Source organism: Rhodoferax sp., assembly GCF_018063565.1.
Taxonomy (GTDB): Bacteria; Pseudomonadota; Gammaproteobacteria; order Burkholderiales; family Burkholderiaceae_C; genus Rhodoferax.
Map to the genome: position 1 here is coordinate 13,953 of NZ_JAGPBB010000004.1, position 20,166 is coordinate 34,118.

At 60.4% G+C, this 20,166-nt stretch carries 21 protein-coding genes; 18 read left to right on the forward strand and 3 right to left on the reverse strand.

The genetic code is table 11. From position 1 onward, the window contains the following. Positions 1-20: 20 nt before the first annotated feature. Positions 21-1,088, forward strand: coding sequence for a diguanylate cyclase (locus KBF66_RS01775; RefSeq protein ID WP_296651215.1), 1,068 nt, complete (start codon positions 21-23; stop codon positions 1,086-1,088). A 53-nt stretch (positions 1,089-1,141) separates the two neighbouring features. Here the strand turns inward: KBF66_RS01775 and KBF66_RS01780 are convergent, their stop codons facing one another. Next, complete coding sequence (locus KBF66_RS01780) at positions 1,142-4,054, reverse strand: Rne/Rng family ribonuclease (protein ID WP_296651220.1); 2,913 nt, start codon at positions 4,052-4,054, stop codon at positions 1,142-1,144. Between the two features lie 534 nt (positions 4,055-4,588). Here KBF66_RS01780 and KBF66_RS01785 point away from each other — a divergent pair. Genes KBF66_RS01785 through KBF66_RS01800 form a run of 4 tightly spaced genes read left to right on the forward strand, consistent with a single transcriptional unit; the run spans position 4,589 to position 7,764 of the window. Next, on the forward strand, positions 4,589-5,683 hold the full coding sequence (locus KBF66_RS01785) for an RluA family pseudouridine synthase (protein ID WP_296651224.1): 1,095 nt from the start codon (positions 4,589-4,591) through the stop codon (positions 5,681-5,683). Beyond that, positions 5,680-6,339 (forward strand): HAD-IA family hydrolase, encoded by a 660-nt coding sequence (locus KBF66_RS01790; RefSeq protein WP_296651228.1) that lies wholly within the window; start codon positions 5,680-5,682, stop codon positions 6,337-6,339. The genes KBF66_RS01785 and KBF66_RS01790 overlap by 4 nt, the downstream gene beginning before the upstream one ends. Continuing rightward, on the forward strand, positions 6,332-6,715 hold the full coding sequence (locus KBF66_RS01795) for a Rieske 2Fe-2S domain-containing protein (RefSeq protein ID WP_296651233.1): 384 nt from the start codon (positions 6,332-6,334) through the stop codon (positions 6,713-6,715). The genes KBF66_RS01790 and KBF66_RS01795 overlap by 8 nt, the downstream gene beginning before the upstream one ends. Beyond that, complete coding sequence (locus KBF66_RS01800) at positions 6,712-7,764, forward strand: S49 family peptidase (protein ID WP_296651237.1); 1,053 nt, start codon at positions 6,712-6,714, stop codon at positions 7,762-7,764. The genes KBF66_RS01795 and KBF66_RS01800 overlap by 4 nt, the downstream gene beginning before the upstream one ends. Positions 7,765-7,819: 55 nt before the next feature. Here the strand turns inward: KBF66_RS01800 and KBF66_RS01805 are convergent, their stop codons facing one another. Both KBF66_RS01805 and KBF66_RS01810 read right to left on the reverse strand, forming a co-directional pair. Then, a complete protein-coding gene (locus tag KBF66_RS01805; RefSeq protein WP_296651241.1) occupies positions 7,820-8,599 on the reverse strand; it encodes an SAM-dependent methyltransferase in 780 nt (259 codons plus the stop codon). Positions 8,600-8,601: 2 nt separating this feature from the next. Next, positions 8,602-9,195 carry a Maf family nucleotide pyrophosphatase gene (locus tag KBF66_RS01810; protein ID WP_296651244.1) on the reverse strand — a complete coding sequence of 198 codons (594 nt, stop codon included), beginning with the start codon at positions 9,193-9,195 and terminating at the stop codon, positions 8,602-8,604. A gap of 26 nt (positions 9,196-9,221) precedes the next feature. Here KBF66_RS01810 and KBF66_RS01815 point away from each other — a divergent pair, with 26 nt between their 5' ends. From KBF66_RS01815 to KBF66_RS01875, 13 genes are all read left to right on the forward strand, one after another. Then, positions 9,222-9,767 (forward strand): YceD family protein, encoded by a 546-nt coding sequence (locus KBF66_RS01815; protein ID WP_296651247.1) that lies wholly within the window; start codon positions 9,222-9,224, stop codon positions 9,765-9,767. A 164-nt stretch (positions 9,768-9,931) separates the two neighbouring features. Further along, positions 9,932-10,114, forward strand: coding sequence for a 50S ribosomal protein L32 (gene rpmF / locus KBF66_RS01820; protein ID WP_294768470.1), 183 nt, complete (start codon positions 9,932-9,934; stop codon positions 10,112-10,114). A gap of 131 nt (positions 10,115-10,245) precedes the next feature. Beyond that, positions 10,246-11,271, forward strand: coding sequence for a phosphate acyltransferase PlsX (gene plsX, locus KBF66_RS01825; protein ID WP_296651252.1), 1,026 nt, complete (start codon positions 10,246-10,248; stop codon positions 11,269-11,271). A gap of 23 nt (positions 11,272-11,294) precedes the next feature. After that, positions 11,295-12,272 (forward strand): beta-ketoacyl-ACP synthase III, encoded by a 978-nt coding sequence (locus tag KBF66_RS01830; RefSeq protein WP_296651255.1) that lies wholly within the window; start codon positions 11,295-11,297, stop codon positions 12,270-12,272. Positions 12,273-12,328: 56 nt separating this feature from the next. Beyond that, positions 12,329-13,282, forward strand: coding sequence for an ACP S-malonyltransferase (gene fabD, locus KBF66_RS01835; protein ID WP_296651258.1), 954 nt, complete (start codon positions 12,329-12,331; stop codon positions 13,280-13,282). A 3-nt stretch (positions 13,283-13,285) separates the two neighbouring features. After that, the gene (gene fabG, locus KBF66_RS01840) at positions 13,286-14,035 is read left to right on the forward strand and encodes a 3-oxoacyl-ACP reductase FabG (RefSeq protein WP_296651261.1); all 750 of its coding nucleotides are present in this window, start codon (positions 13,286-13,288) and stop codon (positions 14,033-14,035) included. A 132-nt stretch (positions 14,036-14,167) separates the two neighbouring features. Next, positions 14,168-14,407, forward strand: a complete 240-nt coding sequence (acpP, locus tag KBF66_RS01845; protein ID WP_003058049.1) for an acyl carrier protein — start codon at positions 14,168-14,170, stop codon at positions 14,405-14,407. 153 nt (positions 14,408-14,560) lie between these two features. Beyond that, positions 14,561-15,808 (forward strand): beta-ketoacyl-ACP synthase II, encoded by a 1,248-nt coding sequence (gene fabF, locus KBF66_RS01850; RefSeq protein WP_296651265.1) that lies wholly within the window; start codon positions 14,561-14,563, stop codon positions 15,806-15,808. Between the two features lie 17 nt (positions 15,809-15,825). Beyond that, complete coding sequence (locus tag KBF66_RS01855) at positions 15,826-16,311, forward strand: hypothetical protein (protein ID WP_296651268.1); 486 nt, start codon at positions 15,826-15,828, stop codon at positions 16,309-16,311. Beyond that, a complete protein-coding gene (gene rpoE, locus KBF66_RS01860; protein WP_296651271.1) occupies positions 16,308-16,958 on the forward strand; it encodes an RNA polymerase sigma factor RpoE in 651 nt (216 codons plus the stop codon). Before KBF66_RS01855 ends, rpoE begins: the two co-directional genes overlap by 4 nt. 38 nt (positions 16,959-16,996) lie before the next feature. Further along, positions 16,997-17,623, forward strand: a complete 627-nt coding sequence (locus KBF66_RS01865) for a sigma-E factor negative regulatory protein (protein WP_296651274.1) — start codon at positions 16,997-16,999, stop codon at positions 17,621-17,623. Beyond that, complete coding sequence (locus tag KBF66_RS01870) at positions 17,623-18,642, forward strand: MucB/RseB C-terminal domain-containing protein (RefSeq protein ID WP_296651277.1); 1,020 nt, start codon at positions 17,623-17,625, stop codon at positions 18,640-18,642. Before KBF66_RS01865 ends, KBF66_RS01870 begins: the two co-directional genes overlap by 1 nt. Before the next feature lie 40 nt (positions 18,643-18,682). Next, a complete protein-coding gene (locus tag KBF66_RS01875) occupies positions 18,683-20,143 on the forward strand; it encodes a DegQ family serine endoprotease (protein WP_296651280.1) in 1,461 nt (486 codons plus the stop codon). Positions 20,144-20,166 lie beyond the last annotated feature (23 nt).

Genomic DNA, 20,166 nt, shown 5'->3' on the forward strand with positions numbered 1-20,166 from the left:
TTCAAGTCTATGATTTGTGCATGACCACATTCATCGAACACATCGTCAAACTGACCGACCATCGCGATCGCGATCTGTTGGAGCTTACCTTGTCCAAGGCGTTGATCGACTTGTTGCCGGTCAGCCGGATTGTGATTGCGCGCGTCATGCGCGAGGAGGGCGTGCAACGCTGGCTTGAAGTGGCCCGTCTGGATGCTAAAGGCGGCGGGCGGGTGATCGACCCGCTGCGTGTGGATTTTCAGTCGCTGGTCAAACTCGAGGACGCCAGTGACCGTCTGCAGTGCCTGCAGACCCGTGAACGGGTTGAAATTGCCTGGGCCGGCCCGGACGGTCCCCGTGTCAATATGTTGCCATTGTTTTCAGCTTCGCGCAGCGATGATCAGGGGGTGCTGGAGTTGCATTCAGACGCCGCGCTGCAGCCTGACGACCTGCGGCTGGTGGACGACCTGCGCCGAATTTACCGCAATATGTACACGCTGCTGGAGTACAGCGACCGGGATCCACTGACCGGACTGTTGAATCGCAAATCGCTTGACGACGCGTTTTACAGTGCCGTGCTGGAAGACCTGGACGGCGCCACCGCGGCTCCACTGTCGCCGGACGTGACCGGGCAGGAGCGACGCCATCGGGTGCCCGTCAATTATTGGCTGGGCTCGGCCTGTGTTGACAACTACGCGCTGATCGATGACAGACATGGTCGGGCGGTGGTGGAAGACGTGCTGCAACTGGTGGCACGCATCATGAGCAATACCTTTCGCACTTACGACCGCCTGTACCACTTTGGCGGACAGGACTTTGGCGTTTTGATGCACTGCCCGGACGAAGCGCTGGTACTGTCGGCGTTTGACCGCTTCCGTGCCAATGTTGAAAAATTCAACTTTGCACGGGTGGGCCGGGTTACTGTCAGCTGCGGCTTTACCAGTGTGATGGCCGACGATTCACCGGCAAGCGCTCTTGAGAAAACCCAGATGGCGGTGAACTTTGCCCGGCGTGGCGGGGGCAACAAGGCCAGCAGTCACCTGGGGTTGGTGCGCAGAGGCTTTTTTGGCGCACCGGCAGCCGCCGCTGTCCGCCCATCCGGTGTTTAACGGATGGCAAAAAAAAGGGGCACTCAGTGCCCCTTTGATACTGAAACGCCTGCTTATTCGACCTTGTCAGTGCGTTCAAAGGGCAATTCGATGTGGCGCAGATCCCGTTTGGTCTCCACCAGAATCAAGGGGCGCTCATCCTGTGGGGTTGCTGCAGGCCGTTCACGCGGCACATGAACCGGTTGCGGCTCGGCGGCAATGGCCGCTTGCACCTGGGCCACTTTGGCGCTGTCCGAGTTGACCCACATCAATCCAGAATTTTGTGCAATCTGCATCAGCGCGTCCAGCGGCAGCGCGTAGGGCTGCACCTTGGGCATGGCAGGGGCAATTTCCACGGGCGCGGCGTTGGTGCCGGTGGTGACGACTGCCTCTGGCATGGGTGATGGCGTCGAGGATGCCTCAGCAGGCCGGGTCAAGAAGCGCAGTGGCGGGGCCAGGTTGGCCGGTGCAATCACAGTGACCGGCAAGTCGTCTGCATTGGAGACATCGGCACCGGGTGGCACGGGTTGTGCCTCAGCTGGCGCTACCGCCAGAGCGTCGGTTTCGGCGGCAACGGTTGGCACGCTGAAGTAGGACTTGCGTGGCACATCCTGCGCCTCCTCCTGCGTTGACACCAGGGTGGCGGACTCCAAGGGCAGGGTGGATTGACCATCGTCCGGCAGACTGCCGCGATCGCTGCGCGATTTGCGGTCTCGCCCGTAACGGTCACGCGAGCGCTTTTCACGCGGAGCGGCCTCGTTGCGACTGCTGCCATCGGATTCGGCCACGGGTGCTTCAGCAGGTGCAGTGGCACCTTCTTCAGCCATGTCGTTGCCCTCGGGGCGCGAATCTTCTGTCGGGCGGCTGTTGCGTGGCGGGCGGCGCTCACCACGACTGCCATTGCGATTGCTGCGGTCGGCCTTGTTCTCGGTTCGCACTGTTTCGGTGTTTGCGATCGAAGGACCGCCCTCGTTGATGACTGCTTCCGGGCTGCTGGCGTTGGCTTGCAACTCCTGCCGTTCGCGTGCCGGTGCTGGGCGATCGGTTCGGTTGTTGCGATCGCCACGGTTGCCGCGCTCGCTACGCTCATTGCGACCACCGCGCGAGTCAGGGCGAGGGCCTCGGCTGTCCGGGCGGTCCGACCGGGGTTCATTGCGGCGGCTGTTGTCCCGCGGTGGTCGCCCCTCACGCGGGGCACGAGTTTCGGTGGGAACAGCTTGCACCGGAGCCTGGGGTGCAGGTGCCGGGGTTGGGGCAACTGAAAACAGATTCTTGATCCAGCCGAAGAAGCCCTTTTCGATCACAGGTGGCGTGGCTGCCAAGGGCGGTGCGACAGGCGCGGGTGCTGCCACTGGCTCGGGCTTGGCAGGTACGACGGGCGCCGGCGCGTCGGGCAATACACCCTTGATCACCGGCGTCTGGCGGTTGGTTGGCTCTTGTGAGCGGCGCGTGACGGCGGTGGCGTCCTCGACTTCTTCGGCCATCTTGTAGCTGGCGGTAATGTTGTCTAAGCGCGGGTCGTCGTGTTTCAGGCGCTCGAGCTTGTAGTTGGGCGTTTCCAGCGACTTGTTGGGCACCATCAGCACGTTGATACGCTGCTTGAGCTCGATCTTGGCAATCTCGGTGCGCTTTTCGTTCAAGAGGAACGATGCCACTTCGACCGGCACCTGGCACAGCACCGAAGCGGTGTTGTCCTTGAGCGACTCTTCCTGAATGATGCGCAGGATTTGCAGCGCGCTCGATTCGGTGTCGCGGATGTGACCTGAGCCACCACAACGCGGGCAGGGGATGGAGGCCCCTTCACTCAAAGCCGGGCGTAGGCGCTGACGGCTCATTTCCATCAGGCCAAATTTGCTGATGGTGCCAAACTGCACGCGGGCGCGGTCCTGGCGCAGCGCGTCGCGCAGGCGGTTTTCCACGTCACGGCGGTTGCGGCTTTCTTCCATGTCGATGAAGTCGATGACGATCAGGCCACCCAGGTCACGCAGGCGCGCCTGGCGTGCTACTTCTTCTGCGGCTTCGAGGTTGGTGCGGGTGGCGGTTTCTTCGATGTCGCCGCCTTTGATGGCGCGCGCCGAGTTGACGTCGATCGACACCAGCGCTTCGGTGTGGTCGATGACGATGGCGCCGCCACTGGGCAATGTGACGGTGCGGGCGTAGGCCGATTCGATCTGGTGCTCGATCTGGAAGCGGCTGAACAGCGGCGCGTCGTCGCGGTAGCGCTTGACGCGCGCGGCGTGCTCGGGCATCACATGCGCCATGAACTGCTGCGCCTGGTCGTACACGTCGTCGGTGTCGATCAGGATGTCGCCGATGTCGTGGTTGAAGTAATCGCGAATGGCGCGAATTACCAAGCTCGACTCTTGATAAATCAGGAACGCGCCCTTGCCACCCTTGGCTGCGCCGTCGATGGCCGCCCAGAGTTTAAGCAGGTAGTTCAGGTCCCATTGCAATTCAGGGGCGCTGCGGCCAATGCCGGCGGTGCGCGCGATGATGCTCATGCCGTTGGGGTATTCGAGCTGATCCAGCGCTTCTTTCAGCTCGGCGCGGTCTTCGCCTTCAATGCGGCGGCTCACCCCACCGCCACGCGGGTTGTTGGGCATCAGCACCACATAGCGTCCGGCCAATGACACAAAGGTCGTCAGCGCCGCTCCCTTGTTGCCACGCTCCTCTTTTTCGACCTGAACCAGCAACTCCTGGCCTTCCTTGATGGCGTCCTGGATGCGCGCCTGGCTCACCGCCACACCCGCCTGGAAATACTGGCGCGAGATTTCCTTGAACGGCAAAAAGCCGTGACGGTCTTCGCCGTAGTCAACAAAACAGGCTTCTAACGAGGGTTCGACGCGTGTCACCACGGCCTTGTAGATGTTGCCCTTGCGCTGTTCGCGCCCCTCGATTTCGATTTCGTAGTCGAGCAATTTTTGCCCGTCCACCACCGCCAGGCGGCGTTCTTCCGCTTGTGTGGCGTTAATTAGCATGCGCTTCATGATTCGCGTTCCTTCAATTCAAATATCAAACCATTGCTCACTGGGAGCTTTTGATACACAAACGCACGCTATGAAATGACGAGGAAACAGCCGGAGAACCCGGACTCACACAATGAGTCTGGGTGTTGGCGCGTGGAGGGGAGCGATCGGGTCTGGGGTTGGATTTGCTATCTTATAAATAGCTATTGGCGCCCGTTTGACGGGCGCAGATGCCAGATGTGAGCCCGTAAACAACGCGGGTTTGCGCTGCAGGCAAGTACACACCAGGGACATCAACACAAACATAAACGCTTCATTCCATTCACAGCAGGCTGCTGTGAATTTTGGGTATTCCGATTCAGGGTTTCAAGGCGTCGTCTTGACCGGTCACCTGTGTTGCCATTCTGGGCCGATGGGCCAAAAATCTGCAAACCAGGTGTCAGGTGGTACCGACTTTTCTGCCGAGGTGGGTAGCGGGTTGTCAACCGGTGAACTAAACTTCACCGCAACACTGAAGACTTTTCAGTTAAATCAACCACTTACATCACCGCGCCAGTGAAAGTCATTATAGGGGGCAATCCTGCTCCTGATCCCCCTGCTGTGAAAACCGTGTGTATCGACGAGGATACTGCCGGGCAGCGCGTGGACAACTATTTGTTACGGGTGCTCAAAGGGGTGCCCAAAACGCACATTTATCGCATGATTCGTGGCGGCGAGGTGCGGCTCAACAAGGGTCGTGTGGCGGTGGATGCGCGGCTAGCCGTAGGCGACCTGCTGCGCATTCCACCGGTGCGCATTTCCGGGCGGGTGGCTGACAAGCAGCAAGCCATGCAGGCTCAGGTGGCGCGTGGTGCGCCGCTGCGCGACTTCACGCTGCTGCTCGAGGATGATCATCTGCTGGCCATCGACAAACCCGCTGGCGTGGCGGTGCACGGTGGCTCCGGGGTCAGTTTCGGCGTGATCGAGCAGTTGCGTATGGCACGCCCGCAGGCCAGGTTTCTGGAACTGGTGCACCGGCTCGACCGTGAAACCAGTGGCATCCTCCTGGTGGCCAAAAAGCGCAGCGCGCTGAAGCATCTGCAGGACCAGTTCCGGGAACGGGAAACTGGCAAAACTTACCTGGCTCTGGTGAGCGGAGCCTGGCCAGCCCGGCTGAAAGTGCTGGACAAGCCCTTGCACAAGTACCTGTTGGCCGGTGACGACGAGCGACAGGCGGGGGAGCGGCGGGTCAAGGTGGTGTCGCGCGACGACCCGGACGGCATGCCCGCTGTCACTTTGGTGAAGGTGCGGGCTTCGGGACCGACTTGCTCGCTCCTCGAAGTCACCATCAAGACCGGCCGCACACACCAGATTCGCGTCCATTTGGCCAGCGCAGGTCACCCCATTCTGGGAGATGACAAATATGGCGACTTTGAGCGCAACAAAACCCTGGCGCGGCCGGGCACCGGGCAAGCTGGCCTGAAGCGCATGTTTTTGCACGCCTGGCGGCTTCAGTTCAATCATCCGGTCACGGGCGAGCGTCTGGAACTGCTGGCTGAGTTGCCGGCGGAATTGGCCCAGTTTGCCAGCGCCGCGCTCGGTTCGTCTGCCAGTGGCGACGAGCCAGGCCATGCCGCCGATCCATTGCTACTGCCTGCGGAAACCTCATGATCACACGACACTTCGACCTGATTGCCTTTGATTGGGATGGCACGCTGTTTGACTCAACCGCCATCATCACCCGCTGCATTCAGGCCGCCGTGCGTGATGTAGGGGGGACGGTGCCGACCGATCAGGAGGCCTCGTATGTGATTGGCATGGGTTTGATGCAGGCGCTGGCGCACGCAGCGCCCGATGTGCCCAAGGACCGTTACCCGGAACTGGCAGACCGTTACCGACACCATTACTTTGCCATTCAACATGAAATCTGCCTGTTTGACGGCATCCTGTCGATGCTCGACAAACTCAAGGCCCGTGGCCATTGGCTCGCCGTCGCCACTGGCAAGAGTCGCCGGGGGCTGGATGAGGCGCTTGGAACGGTGGCGTTGGCGGGACGCTTTGATGCTTCGCGGACCGCAGACCAAACCGCTGGCAAGCCCGATCCCTTGATGCTGAAGGAACTGATGGCCGAGTTTGACGTACCGCCTGGGCGCACCCTGATGGTGGGCGACACCACACACGACTTGCAGATGGCGCGAAATGCAGGTTGTGCCAGTGTGGCGGTCAGTTATGGGGCGCACGATCCGTTGGCTTTTGCCGAACTCGGGCCCATGTATGTGGCGCATACGGTGTCGCAACTCGACGATTGGTTGCAACGCCATGGCTGAGCCGGTGCCGCACCGGTGCATTCGCCTGTGTCCTTCCGGTGCGCTTGAAGACAGCGGCCTTGCCGTTGCTTTTGAGGTGGAGTATCACACACAGGCGTGCTCGGCTTTCGCGGTGCGCTACGCCGGTGTGGTGTACGCGTACCTGAACCGCTGCAGTCATGTGCCGATGGAGATGGACTATCTGCCCAACCAGTTTTTCGACAGTACCGGGCACTGGCTGATGTGCGCCACCCATGGGGCCATGTACGCGCCACAAACGGGCCACTGCAGTCTGGGGCCGTGTCGCGGTGGCTTGATCAAAATTGAAACCAGTGAAGCCGATGGTGTGGTGTACTGGCATACTTCCGATAAATTTCAACCCGGCTTCAGCCCATGACAGACCCTCTTGATCCAAACGGTGGCACCCTGCCAGACGCTGGCGACTTCACCCAAAACCCGGTGCCGCGATCAACGGCTGACAAGCCTGCAAAGTCTGAGGTCGGCGACGGCATCAGTTCAACCCCCGGCTGGGAGCGTGCCACTCTGGAGAAACTGGCGTTTGCCACCCTGCACGAGCAGCGATTGGCGCGGCGTTGGCGCACCTTTGTGCGACTGGCCTGGCTGGGTTTTTTTATTGCGCTGGTGTGGCTCGGTCTTAACCAGGGGGGGGCCAGTCAGAATGTCACTACGCCGCACACGGCCGTGGTGGCCATTCACGGGGAGATTTCATCCGACACCGAAGCCAGTGCAGAACTGGTGGTGTCGGCGGTGCGGTCAGCCTTCGAGGATGCCGGGGCGCAGGGCGTGGTATTGCTGATCAACTCGCCGGGTGGCAGTCCGGTGCAGGCCGGCATCATCAATGACGAGGTTATCCGGCTGAAGGCCTTGCATCAAAAGCCGGTGTACGCGGTGGTGGAGGAGTCGTGTGCCTCGGCGGCCTATTACATTGCCGTGTCAGCCGACAAGATATTCGTCGACAAAGCCAGCATTGTGGGCAGCATCGGGGTGCTAATGGACGGATTCGGCTTTACCGGCCTGATGGAAAAGCTCGGCGTCGAGCGCCGCCTGATGACAGCCGGTGAAAACAAGGGGTTTCTCGATCCATTCAGCCCACAAACCGAGACGCAGCGAGCCTTTGCCCAGTCCATGCTCAACCAGATTCACCGGCAGTTCATCGACGTGGTCAAAGCCGGTCGCGGTGATCGGTTGAAGGAAACACCCGAGACTTTCAGTGGCCTGTTCTGGAGTGGTCAGCAGGCGATCGAACTGGGTCTCGCGGATCAACTGGGTAGCCTGGACTATGTGGCACGTGAGGTGGTCAAGGCGGAGGAACTGATCGACTACACACGCCGCGAGAACGTGGCCGAACGTCTGGTCAAGCGCTTTGGTGCCGCCATGGGGGCCGGTGCCGTGCAAGCCCTGCGGGCCTCCGCAATATTGCGATAAATATTTGCCTCCAGCGCATGCTGGATAATTAGTGGTAGCTATTTAATTAAGAGCATCAGGGGCCAATGGCAAAGACCACCGGTGTATCCGTGTCCAGTGGCGTGGTCCTTTGTTTCCACTCCCGCACACTCAGGCTGATGTTTTGCGCACGGGTCAAGGTCAGCCCGCTGCTCACGGCCAGCCGGGTGTTGGGCTGCAGACCGTGAATCAGTGCCTGTAGCAGCGCCTGGTTGCGGTAAGGGGTTTCGATGAACAATTGGGTCTGACCGGTACGCACAGCAAGGTTTTCGAGCTCGCAAATGCGCTTGCTCCGAAGGCCTGGGTCTTGTGGGAGATAACCGACAAAAGCGAAGTTTTGACCATTGAGTCCGCTCGCAGCCAGCGCCAAAAGCAGCGATACCGGTCCTGCCAGCGGGTAGACCGCAATGCCCAAGTCATGGGCGGCGCGCACCACCGAGGCCCCCGGGTCGGCCACGGCGGGCATGCCAGCTTCGCTGAGCAGACCCATCGAATGTCCTTGCAGGGCCGGCTCAAGCAGGGGGCGGGCGTCAAAGTTGCCTCGGTGGTCGCCCTTTTTGTGCACGGCGTGGGGCAACTCGACCAGCGACATGAGCTGAATCGGCTGACACAAAGGCACGATGGCGTTGATGCGTTTGAGGTAGGCGCGTGCCGACTTGGCGTTTTCGCAGATCCAGTGTGACAGTGCGGCGGCGTGCTGCAAACTGCCCAGCGGCAGCGTGGCTTGCAGCTCAGGGGCTTCGGTACAGCTAAAATCCAGCGGGGAAGGCACCAGGTACAGGCGGCCCTTCGACGGATCAGTGGACGGGGCAGACATATTCAGAGCACCCGGATGCCGGCAGCCTCGACCAGGCGGCAGGTGCGAATCAGCGGCAGGCCGATCAGCGCTGTTGGGTCATCGTTGTCGATCTGCTCCAGCAGGGCAATACCCAGTCCCTCACTTTTGGCACTGCCGGCGCAGTCGTACGGCATTTCGGCCAGCAAGTACGCCTCGATCTGGGCGTCACTGAACTGGCGGAACCTCACTTTGACCTGGGCCAGCTCGGTTTGGGCAAAACCGCTGGTCTGGCACACCACCGAAAGAGCGGTCTGGAACACCACCAACTGGCCGCGCATGGCCTGCAGTTGGGACACAGCGCGCGCGTGATTGCCTGGTTTGCCCAGCGCCTGACCGTTCAGATCGGCGACCTGGTCGGATCCGATGACCACCGCCTGCGGATGTTGCCGGGCCACCGCCCGGGCTTTGGCCAGCGCCAGGCGCATGGCCATCTGTGCGGGGGTTTCGTCGGGCAGCGGTGTCTCGTCCACCTGGGATGCAACAACGGTGAATGGCAAGCGCAGGCGTTCCAGCAAATGGCGGCGGTACACCGAGGTGGACGCCAGGATCAGAGGGCGAGGGTCAGGGTTTGGCATACCCGGATTCTCTTACACTGCCGACCATGAACGACAACACGCTTCCCCCGCGCCTGGATATCCGGCACGCCGCGCAGGCCAACACCCGCCTTGAAGGACAGACGCTGCTGCGTCATTCGGAGCGTCTCAGCCTTGAATCCCATGGGATCGGGCTTGACAACCCGCTTCGCTGGTCGGTCCATCTGTCGCAACACCAGGATCAGGCTGGGCAGGTATCGCGTGGCTTGCATTTGCAGGTGAATACGGCGTTGGCGCAGATCTGCCAGCGTTGTCTGGAGCCGGTTGAGGTGCCAGTCTGCATCGACCGTCATTTCCGTTTTGTGGACAGTGAAGCCGATGCCGAGGCGCAGGATGATCAGTCTGAAGAAGACTTGTTGGTGATCAGCCGCGAGTTTGACCTGTCTGCTTTGATCGAAGACGAGGTGCTGTTGGCGTTGCCCTTGATCGCGCGCCACGAGGTCTGCCCGGTGCCGGTCAAATTGGCCGCGATGGATCCGGACTTTGTTCAGGCCAATGAGAAGCCCAACCCGTTTGCACCATTGGCGCAATTGAAGCGAAAAACTACCGATTGAAGTCAAGCCCGGTTTGACTTGCGATGCATGCATCGATCTATGGCTCGACTATCGGCTATACTCAGCAGCTTTCGCGCAAGTCCAGCCTGCGCTGTTTACCAACCTCAAGCTGCCTGTGATCTGATCGATCGGAAAGGTGGCACCTAGCCTTCCAGGAGCCGATCATGGCCGTTCAACAAAACAAGAAATCCCCTTCCAAGCGCGGTATGCACCGTTCGCACAACGCCTTGACCGTGCCCGGTATTGCCGTCGAACCGACCACCGGTGAAACCCATTTGCGCCACCACATCAGCCCGACCGGGTTTTACCGTGGTCGCAAAGTGCTCAAGACCAAGTCTGAAGCCTGAATCCGGTTCGGGTGCCCCTGGCCCGAGGCTGCCTTTTGCGTGGCCCCGGGCTTTTGTGTTTCTGCGACTTTCCTTCAACAGCCTGAACCGTCGGGCTTGTTACTGATGATTCCTGTCTCCTTGAGTCTTGCATGATCACCATCTCTGTCGACTGCATGGGGGGCGATCATGGTCCCCATGTCACCTTGCCGGCCTGTACGGCGTTTTTGGACCAGCACCCCGATGCCCAGCTGATTGTGGTGGGCCTGCCTGAAAGCCTCAAGGGCTACGCCCATGCGCGCGCGCGACTGGTGCCGGCCAGTGAAGTGGTGTTGATGGATGACCCGCTGGAGGTGGCACTGCGCCGCAAGAAGGATTCGTCCATGCGCGTGGCGATCAGCCAGATCAAGGACGGTGCCGCCCAGGCAGCCGTGTCAGCCGGCAATACGGCGGCGCTGATGGCCATTTCGCGCTACCTGCTCAAAACGCTGGATGGCATTGACCGTCCGGCCATTGCCGGTCAGATACCCAACGCCAAAGGCTCGGGCACCACGGTACTTGACATGGGGGCCAACGTTGACTGTGCGGCCGAACATCTGGTGCAGTTTGCCGTGATGGGATCGGCCCTGGTGTCCGTGCTCAGTGGCAATGAGAACCCCACGGTGGGCCTGCTCAACATTGGCGAAGAAGCGATCAAGGGTAACGAGGTCATCAAAAAAACCGGTGAACTGCTGCGCGCCGCTTCGGCCGCCGGCGACCTGAACTTCTACGGCAACGTGGAGGGCAATGATATTTTCAGGGGAACTGTGGACATCGTGGTCTGTGACGGCTTTGTCGGTAATGTCGCGCTCAAGGCCAGTGAGGGCCTGGCGGGCATGATTGTTGACTTCTTGCGCAAGGAGTTTTCGCGCAATCTGCTTACCAAAGCCGCCGCCGTCGTGGCGTACCCGATCATTGCGGCGCTCAAGAAGCGCATGGACCATCGTCGTTACAACGGTGGCGCGTTGCTGGGGTTGCGCGGTCTGGTTTTCAAGAGCCACGGCTCTGCCGATGCGCTGGCTTTCAGTTTTGCCTTGGCGCGCGCGTATGATGCGGCCCGCAACAATTTGCTCGAACGCGTTCAGCTGCGGATTGCCCATGCCGCCCCCTTGCTGGTGTCGGCCGACGTGCCGACCTGACGTGTGAGCCCAGTCTTACAAACATGAATATGTATTCACGCATCACCGGTACCGGCAGTTGTCTGCCGCCCAGGCGGCTGACCAATGCTGACCTTGTGGCAGAACTGGCCGCTCAGGGTGTCGAGTCGAGCGACGACTGGATCGTCGAGCGCACCGGTATTCGGGCGCGGCATTTTGTCGACGCCGGCACACAAAGTAGCGATCTGGCCCTGCTGGCGGCGCGCCAGGCGTTGGCCGCAGCCAGCGTGGACGTCAGCCAGATTGACCTGATCATTGTGGCGACCTCCACCCCCGACATGGTGTTTCCGTCCACCGCATGCATCCTGCAGGGCAAGCTCGGTGTGCGCGGCGGCGCGGCATTTGACGTGCAGGCGGTGTGCTCGGGGTTTATCTATGCACTGACCGTGGCCGACGCGATGATCAAGACCGGTACCGCGCACAAGGCTTTGGTCATCGGTGCCGAAGTGTTTTCGCGCATCCTTGATTTCAAGGACCGCACCACTTGTGTGTTATTTGGTGATGGTGCTGGCGCAGTGGTGCTGGAGGCTTCTGATGTGCCCGGTATCCTGGCCACTGACATCCATGCCGATGGCAAGTACACCGACATCCTGTGTGTGCCGGGTCATGTTGCCGGTGGGCAGGTGTCGGGGGTGCCGTTGTTGCACATGGATGGGCAAGCGGTGTTCAAGCTGGCTGTGGGTGTGCTTGATGAGGCGGCTCGTGCGGTGTTGGCCAAGGCAGGCAAAACCGAGGCTGACATCGACTGGCTGATTCCACATCAGGCCAATATCCGCATCATGCAAAGCACGGCGCGCAAGCTCAAACTGCCCATGGACAAGGTGGTGGTCACGGTGGATCAACACGGCAATACCTCGGCGGCGTCGATCCCGTTGGCACTGGATAGCGCCGTGCGCAAGGGACAGGTGAAGCGGGGTCAAACCTTGCTGCTTGAAGGTGTTGGTGGTGGCTTTACCTGGGGCGCTGTGCTACTTGAGTTGTAACTAAAAATACATACTGAATAAGCGCTAGAGGCTAATTTCTTTATCAAATGATGACCATGAAACCATTTGCTTTTATTTTTCCGGGGCAGGGCTCTCAGTCGGTCGGTATGCTCGATGCGTGGGGTGAGCACCCGGTGGTGCAGGCGACTCTGGGCGAGGCGTCCGACGCGCTGGGCGAGGACATCGGCGCGCTGATCAAGAATGGCCCCAAAGAGGCGCTGGCACTGACCACCAACACCCAGCCGGTGATGCTGGTGGCTGGTGTGGCCGCTTACCGGGTCTGGATGGCCGAAGTGGGTGTGGCACCGCAGGCGGTTGCAGGCCACTCGCTGGGTGAGTATTCAGCGCTGGTCGCAGCCGGTGTGCTGACGCTGGCGGCGGCGGCCCCCTTGGTGCGGTTTCGGGCGCAGGCCATGCAGGACGCCGTGCCGGTGGGCGTGGGTGCTATGGCCGCTATTTTGGGGATGGAAGCAGCAAAGGTCATCGCCATCTGTGCCGAGGTGACAAGCGGCATGGGTCAGCCTGGTGCGGAGGTGGTCGAGGCGGTGAACTTCAACGACCCGAGCCAGACGGTGATTGCCGGGTCCAAAACTGCGGTAGAGCAAGCCTGCGTGGCTCTCAAGGCACAGGGTGCCAAACGCGCCCTGCCGCTGCCGGTGTCGGCACCGTTTCATTCCAGCCTGATGCATCCAGCCGCGCTCAAACTGAAGGAACGCCTGGTCGCCACTGAGTTCGCCATGCCGCAGATTCCCGTGCTCAACAACATCGATGTGTCCGTTGAGCATGATGCATCGCGCATTCGCGATGCCTTGTTTCGCCAGGCTTTTGGGCCAGTGCGCTGGGTTGAATGTGTGCAGGCGCTGGGCGCTCGTGGTCTGTCCACTCTGGTTGAGTGTGGGCCGGGCAAGGTGCTGGCGGGCATGACCAAACGCATTTCCGCCGACATGCAGGGGCTGGCGCTATTTGATCCGGCCAGCCTGGCCGAGGCGAAATCCCAATTGGAGGCGTGAACCATGAGTGAGATCAGATTTGAAGGGCAAGTGGCACTGGTGAGTGGTGCCTCACGTGGCATCGGTGCGGCCATTGCGCTGGAATTGGCGCGCCGTGGCCTCAAGGTCATCGGTACCGCCACCTCGGAGGACGGTGCTGTCAAACTCAACCAGACCCTGTCGGCGTTTGCCGGTTGCAGCGGGCGTCTGCTCAACGTCAACGATGCTGCCGGGGTGGATGCACTGATCGATGCCATCGTCAAAGAACACGGCGGGTTGCAGATCCTGGTCAACAACGCAGGCATCACGCGCGATAACCTGGCCATGCGCATGAAGGACGACGAATGGGACGCAGTGCTCGACACCAACCTCAAGGCGGTGTTTCGTATGAGCCGCGCCGTCATGCGCACGATGATGAAGCAACGCTACGGACGCATTGTCAACATCACCTCGGTCGTCGGTGCCTCCGGCAACCCGGGCCAAGCCAACTATGCGGCGGCCAAAGCGGGTGTGGCAGGCATGACGCGTGCGTTGGCACGGGAACTGGGCTCGCGCAACATCACCGTCAACTGCATTGCGCCGGGCTTTATCGAAACCGACATGACCGCTGCGCTGGGCGACGAACAGCAAAAGGCGCTGCTGGGGCAAATCCCGCTGGGGCATTTGGGCAAGCCGGCTGACATTGCACACGCGGTGGCCTATCTGGCATCGCCGCAGGCGGCCTACGTGACTGGCCAGGAACTCCATGTCAATGGCGGGATGTTCATGGTCTGAAACGATGTGGCCCGGGATGGTGTGTGGTAGTGTCATACTTCGGGCTGAACCAAGCGTTCTTTGGCCACTTGAGAGGCAACTCCCGGGCCCGGCTAAAATCTCCAATCTTTTTACAACCCTTTGAGGGAACTCATGAGCGATATTGAAGCACGCGTTAAAAAAATCATTGCCGAACAACTCGGTGTGGAAGAATCCCAGGTCACCAATGAAAAAGCCTTTGTGGCCGATCTGGGTGCCGATTCGCTGGACACGGTTGAACTGGTGATGGCGCTTGAAGACGAGTTCGGCATTGAAATTCCGGACGAGGATGCCGAAAAGATCACGACCGTGCAAAACGCAATCGACTACGCGAACACGCACCAAAAAGCCTAAGCGAGCGAGCGGCTGCGGTGCTTGCTGCACTGCGCGTTCATGGCACCTGACCGAGCTGTCCTGCGGGGCAGTCTGTTTGTGGTAGCTCCGGTTCACGAACCGGGTCCCTGGCGGACCTGGCCTTCTCAGACGAACTCCTGACTTTTCATCACTATGTCCCGTCGTCGCGTCGTTGTTACCGGTTTGGGTTGTGTCAGTCCTGTGGGAAACACGGTTGACGCCACCTGGGCCAACCTGCTCGCCGGGAAATCCGGTATTGGCCCGATCACCAAGTTTGATGCATCGAGCTTCAGCTGCAAAATTGCAGGTGAAGTGAAAGGGTTCAACGTTGAGTCCTATATGAGCGCCAAAGAGGCGCGCACCATGGACACCTTCATTCATTACGGCATCGCAGCGGCGGCACAGGCGGTGGCCGATGCCGGCTTGCCAACCGGAGATGCCCTCAGCGAAGACTTGGCCTGTCGCATTGCCTGCGTGATTGGCTCCGGCATCGGCGGTCTGCCGATGATAGAGAGCATGCACACCGAGTTCGTGCAACGCGGCGCGCGGCGCATCTCGCCGTTTTTTGTGCCCTCGACCATTGTCAACATGATCGCCGGTCATGTGTCGATCCGCTTTGGCTTCAAGGGGCCCAATCTGGCCATCGTCACGGCGTGCACCACCGGGCTGCATTGCATCGGCCAGGGTGGACGCATGATCGAGTACGGGGACGCAGATGTGGTGATTGCGGGCGGTGCCGAGGCCACCGTTTCGGCTCTGGGTGTAGGCGGGTTCGCCGCGATGCGCGCACTGAGCACACGTAACGACGATCCGGGTACGGCCTCGCGCCCCTGGGACAAGGACCGTGATGGTTTTGTACTTGGAGAAGGCGCTGGCGTGGTGGTGCTCGAAGAATACGAGCATGCCAAGGCACGGGGTGCCAGGATTTACGCTGAACTGGCCGGTTTTGGCATGAGTGCCGACGCGGGTCACATGACCGCGCCCAATATGGACGGGCCACGCCGTGCCATGGAAATTGCCATGCGCAACGCGGGTGTCAATGCCGACCAGATTGATTATGTCAATGCGCACGGCACCTCCACGCCGCTGGGCGACCTCAATGAGTCCAACGCCATCAAGGCAGCACTGGGTGAGCATGCCCGCAAGACCGTGGTCAACTCCACCAAGTCGATGACCGGGCATCTGCTCGGTGGTGCGGGTGGCCTGGAATCTGTGGTCACGGTGCTGGCGCTGCATCACCAGAAGTGCCCGCCGACGACCAATATTTTTAATCTCGACCCCGAGTGCGATCTGGACTACTGCGCCAACACCGCACGTGACCTGAAGATCGAGATGGCGTTGAAAAACAACTTCGGCTTTGGTGGCACCAACGGCTCGCTGGTGTTCAAGCGGATGGCCTGATCCATCCCGGTTTGCCGATGCACAGCGCCCCAGCGGTCAGCTACCCGATGGGGCGTTCGCGTTTTCACGGCTTGTTGCTGTTGCTGATCGCTGGCTCAGGCGCACTTTCTTTGTCGGCCTGGGTCCTCCAGTCGGACCCCTTGCGATGGCAACATGGTGTTGCGGCGCTGATCTGGTCGCTCGGTGTCGTGGTGGCAGGGTGGCGCTGGTACAGCGCACCCACCGCGACTCTGATCTGGGACGGCGAGGCCTGGTGCTGGGTGTTGGGGGCGCGCTCGCGGCCGGTCAAACCAGAGGTGGCGTTGGATTTTCAGTGGCTGCTGTTGCTTCGTTTGTCTGGTAGTGCCGACCGGGCGGACTGGTGGGTGTGGCCTGAGCATGCTGCTGACCCTTTGCGTTGGCTGGCTTTGCGACGTGCCCTTTTCGCCCGTTCTCCTGCGAACAGCGCGCACGCCGATGCACTGGCGCGGCGACCGGGCCGCCATGACGGGGCGCCGGGATGAGCGACGATTCCGCCACTTCAACCTCGGCCCTGCCGGGCGAGCGTCCGTCAGATAGCGATCACATGCTGGTTGAACGCACCGTGGCCGGTGACCAGGCGGCGTTCGAGTTGCTGGTCATCAAGTACCAGCGCCGCGTCGAGCGTCTGATTGGCCGTATGGTGCGTGATGTCGATCTGGTCGAGGACATTGCTCAGGAGACCTTCATACGTGCCTACCGTGCCTTGCCCAAGTTTCGCGGTGAATCCCAGTTTTACACCTGGCTTTATCGGATTGCGGTCAATACTGCCAAAAAGTTTCTGCTGGAGCTCAAGCACGATCCGACGGTTTCGCAAACCAGCTTGCAAGGCAATGCAGAAGAAGATGAAACTTTCCAGCCAAAAAGTGAACCAAGCTCAGACGAAACCCCCGAGTCGGTGTTGGCGGCCAAAGAGATAGGTCGTGCGGTTAATGCGGCGCTGGATGCACTGCCGGACGATTTGCGACAAGCCATCACGCTGCGGGAAATGGATGGCTTGAGTTATGAGGATATTGCTGAAGTGATGAACTGCCCCATCGGTACCGTGCGTTCCCGTATTTTTCGAGCCCGTGAGGCGATCTCGGCACGGATCAAACCGATGCTCGACAAACAAACCGGCAAGCGCTGGTAGTGCCGATTGGGCAAATGTAGATGGAAGGCTTTGCAGACATGTCAAAACCGTTGGAACCCAATGCTGAGATGGTTTCTCTTCTGATGGACGGTCAACTCACGGGTGACGCTTTCAGCCGTGCGATGGCGCAACTGCATAATTCTGACGATGCGCGCCAGACCTGGGATCACTACCATCTGGTGGGTGAAGTGATGCGCTCCGGTCACGATCATGCCAGGGCACATGATGCCGCGTTTGTACAGCGATTGCGCCGCAATCTGGCCCAGAACGATGAAAAGTTAATAGCAGTCAAGGCATTACCAATAAGCGCTGGAAGCAAAATTCACCCTGAATTGCCAGCCACAAACGACAGTTGGTGGCGCCGTGTTGCCGGGCTGGCGTCGATCGCCGTGGTGGGCGTTCTGAGTTGGCAGGCTTATCTGCTGGTCGGGCCAGCCGCCGGGACTTCAGCTGTGGCTCAGTTGGCAAAGTCAAAGTCCGTTTTGAGTGCGCCGCCACCCGCTGACCTGGTGCTTCAGGCCAGTGCCGACGGTTCTGCGACCATGATTCGTGACCCCCGGCTGGATGCCTTATTGCAGGCGCACCGGCAGTTTGGTGGAACCTCGGCCCTGCAAATGCCCTCGGGTTTCTTGCGCAATGCCACTTTTGAAGAGGGCAAGCGTTGATGCGCTGGCCGTTGGCGCTGGGGTTGGCTCTTCTCCTTGGCGCGTGCTCCCTGACCTGGGCTCAAGCGCCATTGCCGCAAGGCCAGGTGGCTGCCAGAGTGCAAAGCCCGGCGCTGGAACAATGGTTGATGCGTTTGCATGCCGCGTCGAGGGGCCGTGCCTACAGCGGCACCTTTGTGGTGAGTACCGGCCAGTTCATGTCTTCCTCGCGGATCTGGCATGTCTGTGACGGTCAGCAGCAGATTGAGCGTGTTGAAGCCTTGACAGGCGAGCCGCGTTCCACTTACCGGCGCAATGATCAGGTGGTGACCTTCTGGCCTGGCAGTCGGCAGGCCATCCAGGAGCGACGTGAGTCACTGGGTCTGTTTCCTGATTTGTTGAGCCGCGCGGATTCCTCAGTGGCGCAGTTTTACCAGCTCAAGGTGATTGGTCGCGAACGCGTGGCGGGACTGGTGTCCGAGGTGGCGCAATTGACACCGGTGGATGACATGCGTTTTGGTTTTCGGATCTGGACTGAATTGCAGACCGGGCTGGTGGTCAAGCTGCAAACCCTGGATCACCGTCAGGTGGTGCTAGAGCAGGCGGCGTTTTCCGAATTGCAGCTGAATGCACCAGTGCAGATGGCCAAGCTGGTTGCCCAAATGGAAAACACCCAGGGTTACCAGGTGCATCGTGCGCCCCTACTGGGTACCACGGCGGAGCAGGAGGGCTGGTGGTTGAACGCGACGGCGCCAGGTTTCAAGGCGATGAGTTGCAACCGGCGCTCGGCGCAGAACCTGCCCGGAGCAGGGGTCAGTACCTTGCAGTGTGTGTTTTCAGATGGCCTGGCCTCGGTGTCGTTGTTCATCGAGCCGTTTGATGCGGCCCGTCATCGGCCCGAGCAGCAAAACGCAGCAATGGCCATGGGCGCCACCCATGTGCTGATGCGACAACTGGGTGAGTGGTGGCTCACTGCGGTGGGTGAGGTGCCTGTGCCGACCCTCAAGGTGTTTGTTCAGGGGCTTGAGAGAAAAAAGTAAGCCCCTATTTAGCGGTTTGTTGTTTAAGGAAAGGTTGAACATGCTTCAATTGAACTGGAAGAAATTTCGCGCCATGACACTGGTGGGGACACTGGCGAGTACGCTGTCGGTGGCAGTGTTGCCTGTGGGTTCGGCGTTGGCGCAAGTCCGTGGGTTGCCGGATTTCACCGATCTGGTGGAACAGGTAGGGCCGTCGGTGGTGAACATCCGGACGCTCGAGAAAGTCAGTGCGGACTCCCCCCATGGCAACCCGGGTGAGCAGGAGATGCAGGAGTTTTTCCGCCGGTTTGGTCTGCCCATGCCCAACATTCCGCGCGCCAATCCGCGTCGTGGACAACCGCAGGACGAGGAGCAGCCACGCGGCGTAGGTTCGGGTTTTGTCCTGACTGCGGACGGCATGATCATGACCAACGCGCACGTGGTGGAGGGTGCCGACGAGGTGGTGGTGACGCTGACCGACAAACGTGAGTTCAAGGCCAAGATCATCGGTGCCGACAAACGCAGCGATGTCGCCGTGGTCAAGATCGAGGCCACCGGTTTGCCGGCTGTGAAGGTGGGCGACGTGAGCCGTCTCAAGGTGGGTGAGTGGGTGATGGCCATCGGTTCGCCTTTTGGTCTGGAAAACACCGTGACGGCTGGCATTGTGAGTGCCAAGCAGCGCGACACAGGTGAGTACCTGCCGTTCATTCAGACCGATGTGGCGATCAATCCTGGCAACTCGGGTGGCCCGCTGATCAACATGCGCGGTGAAGTGGTGGGCATCAACAGCCAGATTTATTCACGCTCGGGTGGGTCCATGGGCATTTCGTTCTCGATCCCGATGGATGAGGCGGTGCGGGTGAGTGAACAGCTGCGTGCCAGCGGCCGCGTGACGCGGGGTCGCATTGGTGTGCAGATCGGGCAGGTCAGCAAGGATGTGGCGGAATCCATCGGTCTGGGCAAACCCCAGGGTGCCCTGGTCAGCAGTGTCGAGCCCGGCGCTCCGGCCGACAAGGCGGGGGTGGAGGCGGGTGACATCATCATCAAGTTTGACGGCAAGCCGGTTGAAAAGTCCAGTGACCTGCCGCGAATTGTGGGTGGCACCAAGCCCGGCACCAAGAGTACCCTGACGGTGTTTCGCCGTGGCAGCACCAAGGAACTGACGGTGACGGTGGCCGAAATCGAAGCCGAAAAAACCGCCAAAAAAACCGGCAACAAGGAAGAAACGCCCAAAACCTCCAAGATTGGCCAGGCCATTGGCCTGGCAGTGAGCGACTTGACCAAGGAGCAAAAGACCGAACTGTCCATTCAGGGTGGGGTGCGTGTCGACTCTGCTGTGGATAATGCGGCCCGGGCAGGCATCCGGGAGGGTGATGTGGTGATGCAAGTGGGCAACTTCCTGGTGACCGATATCAAATCTTTTGAGACCGCGCTGGCCAAGGTGGACAAGTCCAAACCGATCGGCTTGTTGGTGCGACGTGGTGAATTGGCGCAAATTGTGGTGATTCGCCCCGGAAAATAGCGTTGCGGCTGCGTTGATCCCGG

Coding starts and splice junctions, on each gene's coding strand:
- fabD (WP_296651258.1), top strand. CDS start 12,329: ATGAAACCATTTGCTTTTATTTTTCCGGGGCAGGGCTCTCAGTCGGTC.
- KBF66_RS01875 (WP_296651280.1), top strand. CDS start 18,683: ATGCTTCAATTGAACTGGAAGAAATTTCGCGCCATGACACTGGTGGGG.
- plsX (WP_296651252.1), top strand. CDS start 10,246: ATGATCACCATCTCTGTCGACTGCATGGGGGGCGATCATGGTCCCCAT.
- KBF66_RS01870 (WP_296651277.1), top strand. CDS start 17,623: ATGCGCTGGCCGTTGGCGCTGGGGTTGGCTCTTCTCCTTGGCGCGTGC.
- KBF66_RS01790 (WP_296651228.1), top strand. CDS start 5,680: ATGATCACACGACACTTCGACCTGATTGCCTTTGATTGGGATGGCACG.
- KBF66_RS01800 (WP_296651237.1), top strand. CDS start 6,712: ATGACAGACCCTCTTGATCCAAACGGTGGCACCCTGCCAGACGCTGGC.
- KBF66_RS01805 (WP_296651241.1), bottom strand. CDS start 8,599: ATGTCTGCCCCGTCCACTGATCCGTCGAAGGGCCGCCTGTACCTGGTG.
- KBF66_RS01815 (WP_296651247.1), top strand. CDS start 9,222: ATGAACGACAACACGCTTCCCCCGCGCCTGGATATCCGGCACGCCGCG.
- acpP (WP_003058049.1), top strand. CDS start 14,168: ATGAGCGATATTGAAGCACGCGTTAAAAAAATCATTGCCGAACAACTC.
- KBF66_RS01775 (WP_296651215.1), top strand. CDS start 21: ATGACCACATTCATCGAACACATCGTCAAACTGACCGACCATCGCGAT.
- fabG (WP_296651261.1), top strand. CDS start 13,286: ATGAGTGAGATCAGATTTGAAGGGCAAGTGGCACTGGTGAGTGGTGCC.
- KBF66_RS01795 (WP_296651233.1), top strand. CDS start 6,332: ATGGCTGAGCCGGTGCCGCACCGGTGCATTCGCCTGTGTCCTTCCGGT.
- KBF66_RS01780 (WP_296651220.1), bottom strand. CDS start 4,054: ATGAAGCGCATGCTAATTAACGCCACACAAGCGGAAGAACGCCGCCTG.
- KBF66_RS01865 (WP_296651274.1), top strand. CDS start 16,997: ATGTCAAAACCGTTGGAACCCAATGCTGAGATGGTTTCTCTTCTGATG.
- KBF66_RS01830 (WP_296651255.1), top strand. CDS start 11,295: ATGAATATGTATTCACGCATCACCGGTACCGGCAGTTGTCTGCCGCCC.
- KBF66_RS01810 (WP_296651244.1), bottom strand. CDS start 9,195: ATGCCAAACCCTGACCCTCGCCCTCTGATCCTGGCGTCCACCTCGGTG.
- fabF (WP_296651265.1), top strand. CDS start 14,561: ATGTCCCGTCGTCGCGTCGTTGTTACCGGTTTGGGTTGTGTCAGTCCT.
- rpoE (WP_296651271.1), top strand. CDS start 16,308: ATGAGCGACGATTCCGCCACTTCAACCTCGGCCCTGCCGGGCGAGCGT.
- KBF66_RS01855 (WP_296651268.1), top strand. CDS start 15,826: ATGCACAGCGCCCCAGCGGTCAGCTACCCGATGGGGCGTTCGCGTTTT.
- rpmF (WP_294768470.1), top strand. CDS start 9,932: ATGGCCGTTCAACAAAACAAGAAATCCCCTTCCAAGCGCGGTATGCAC.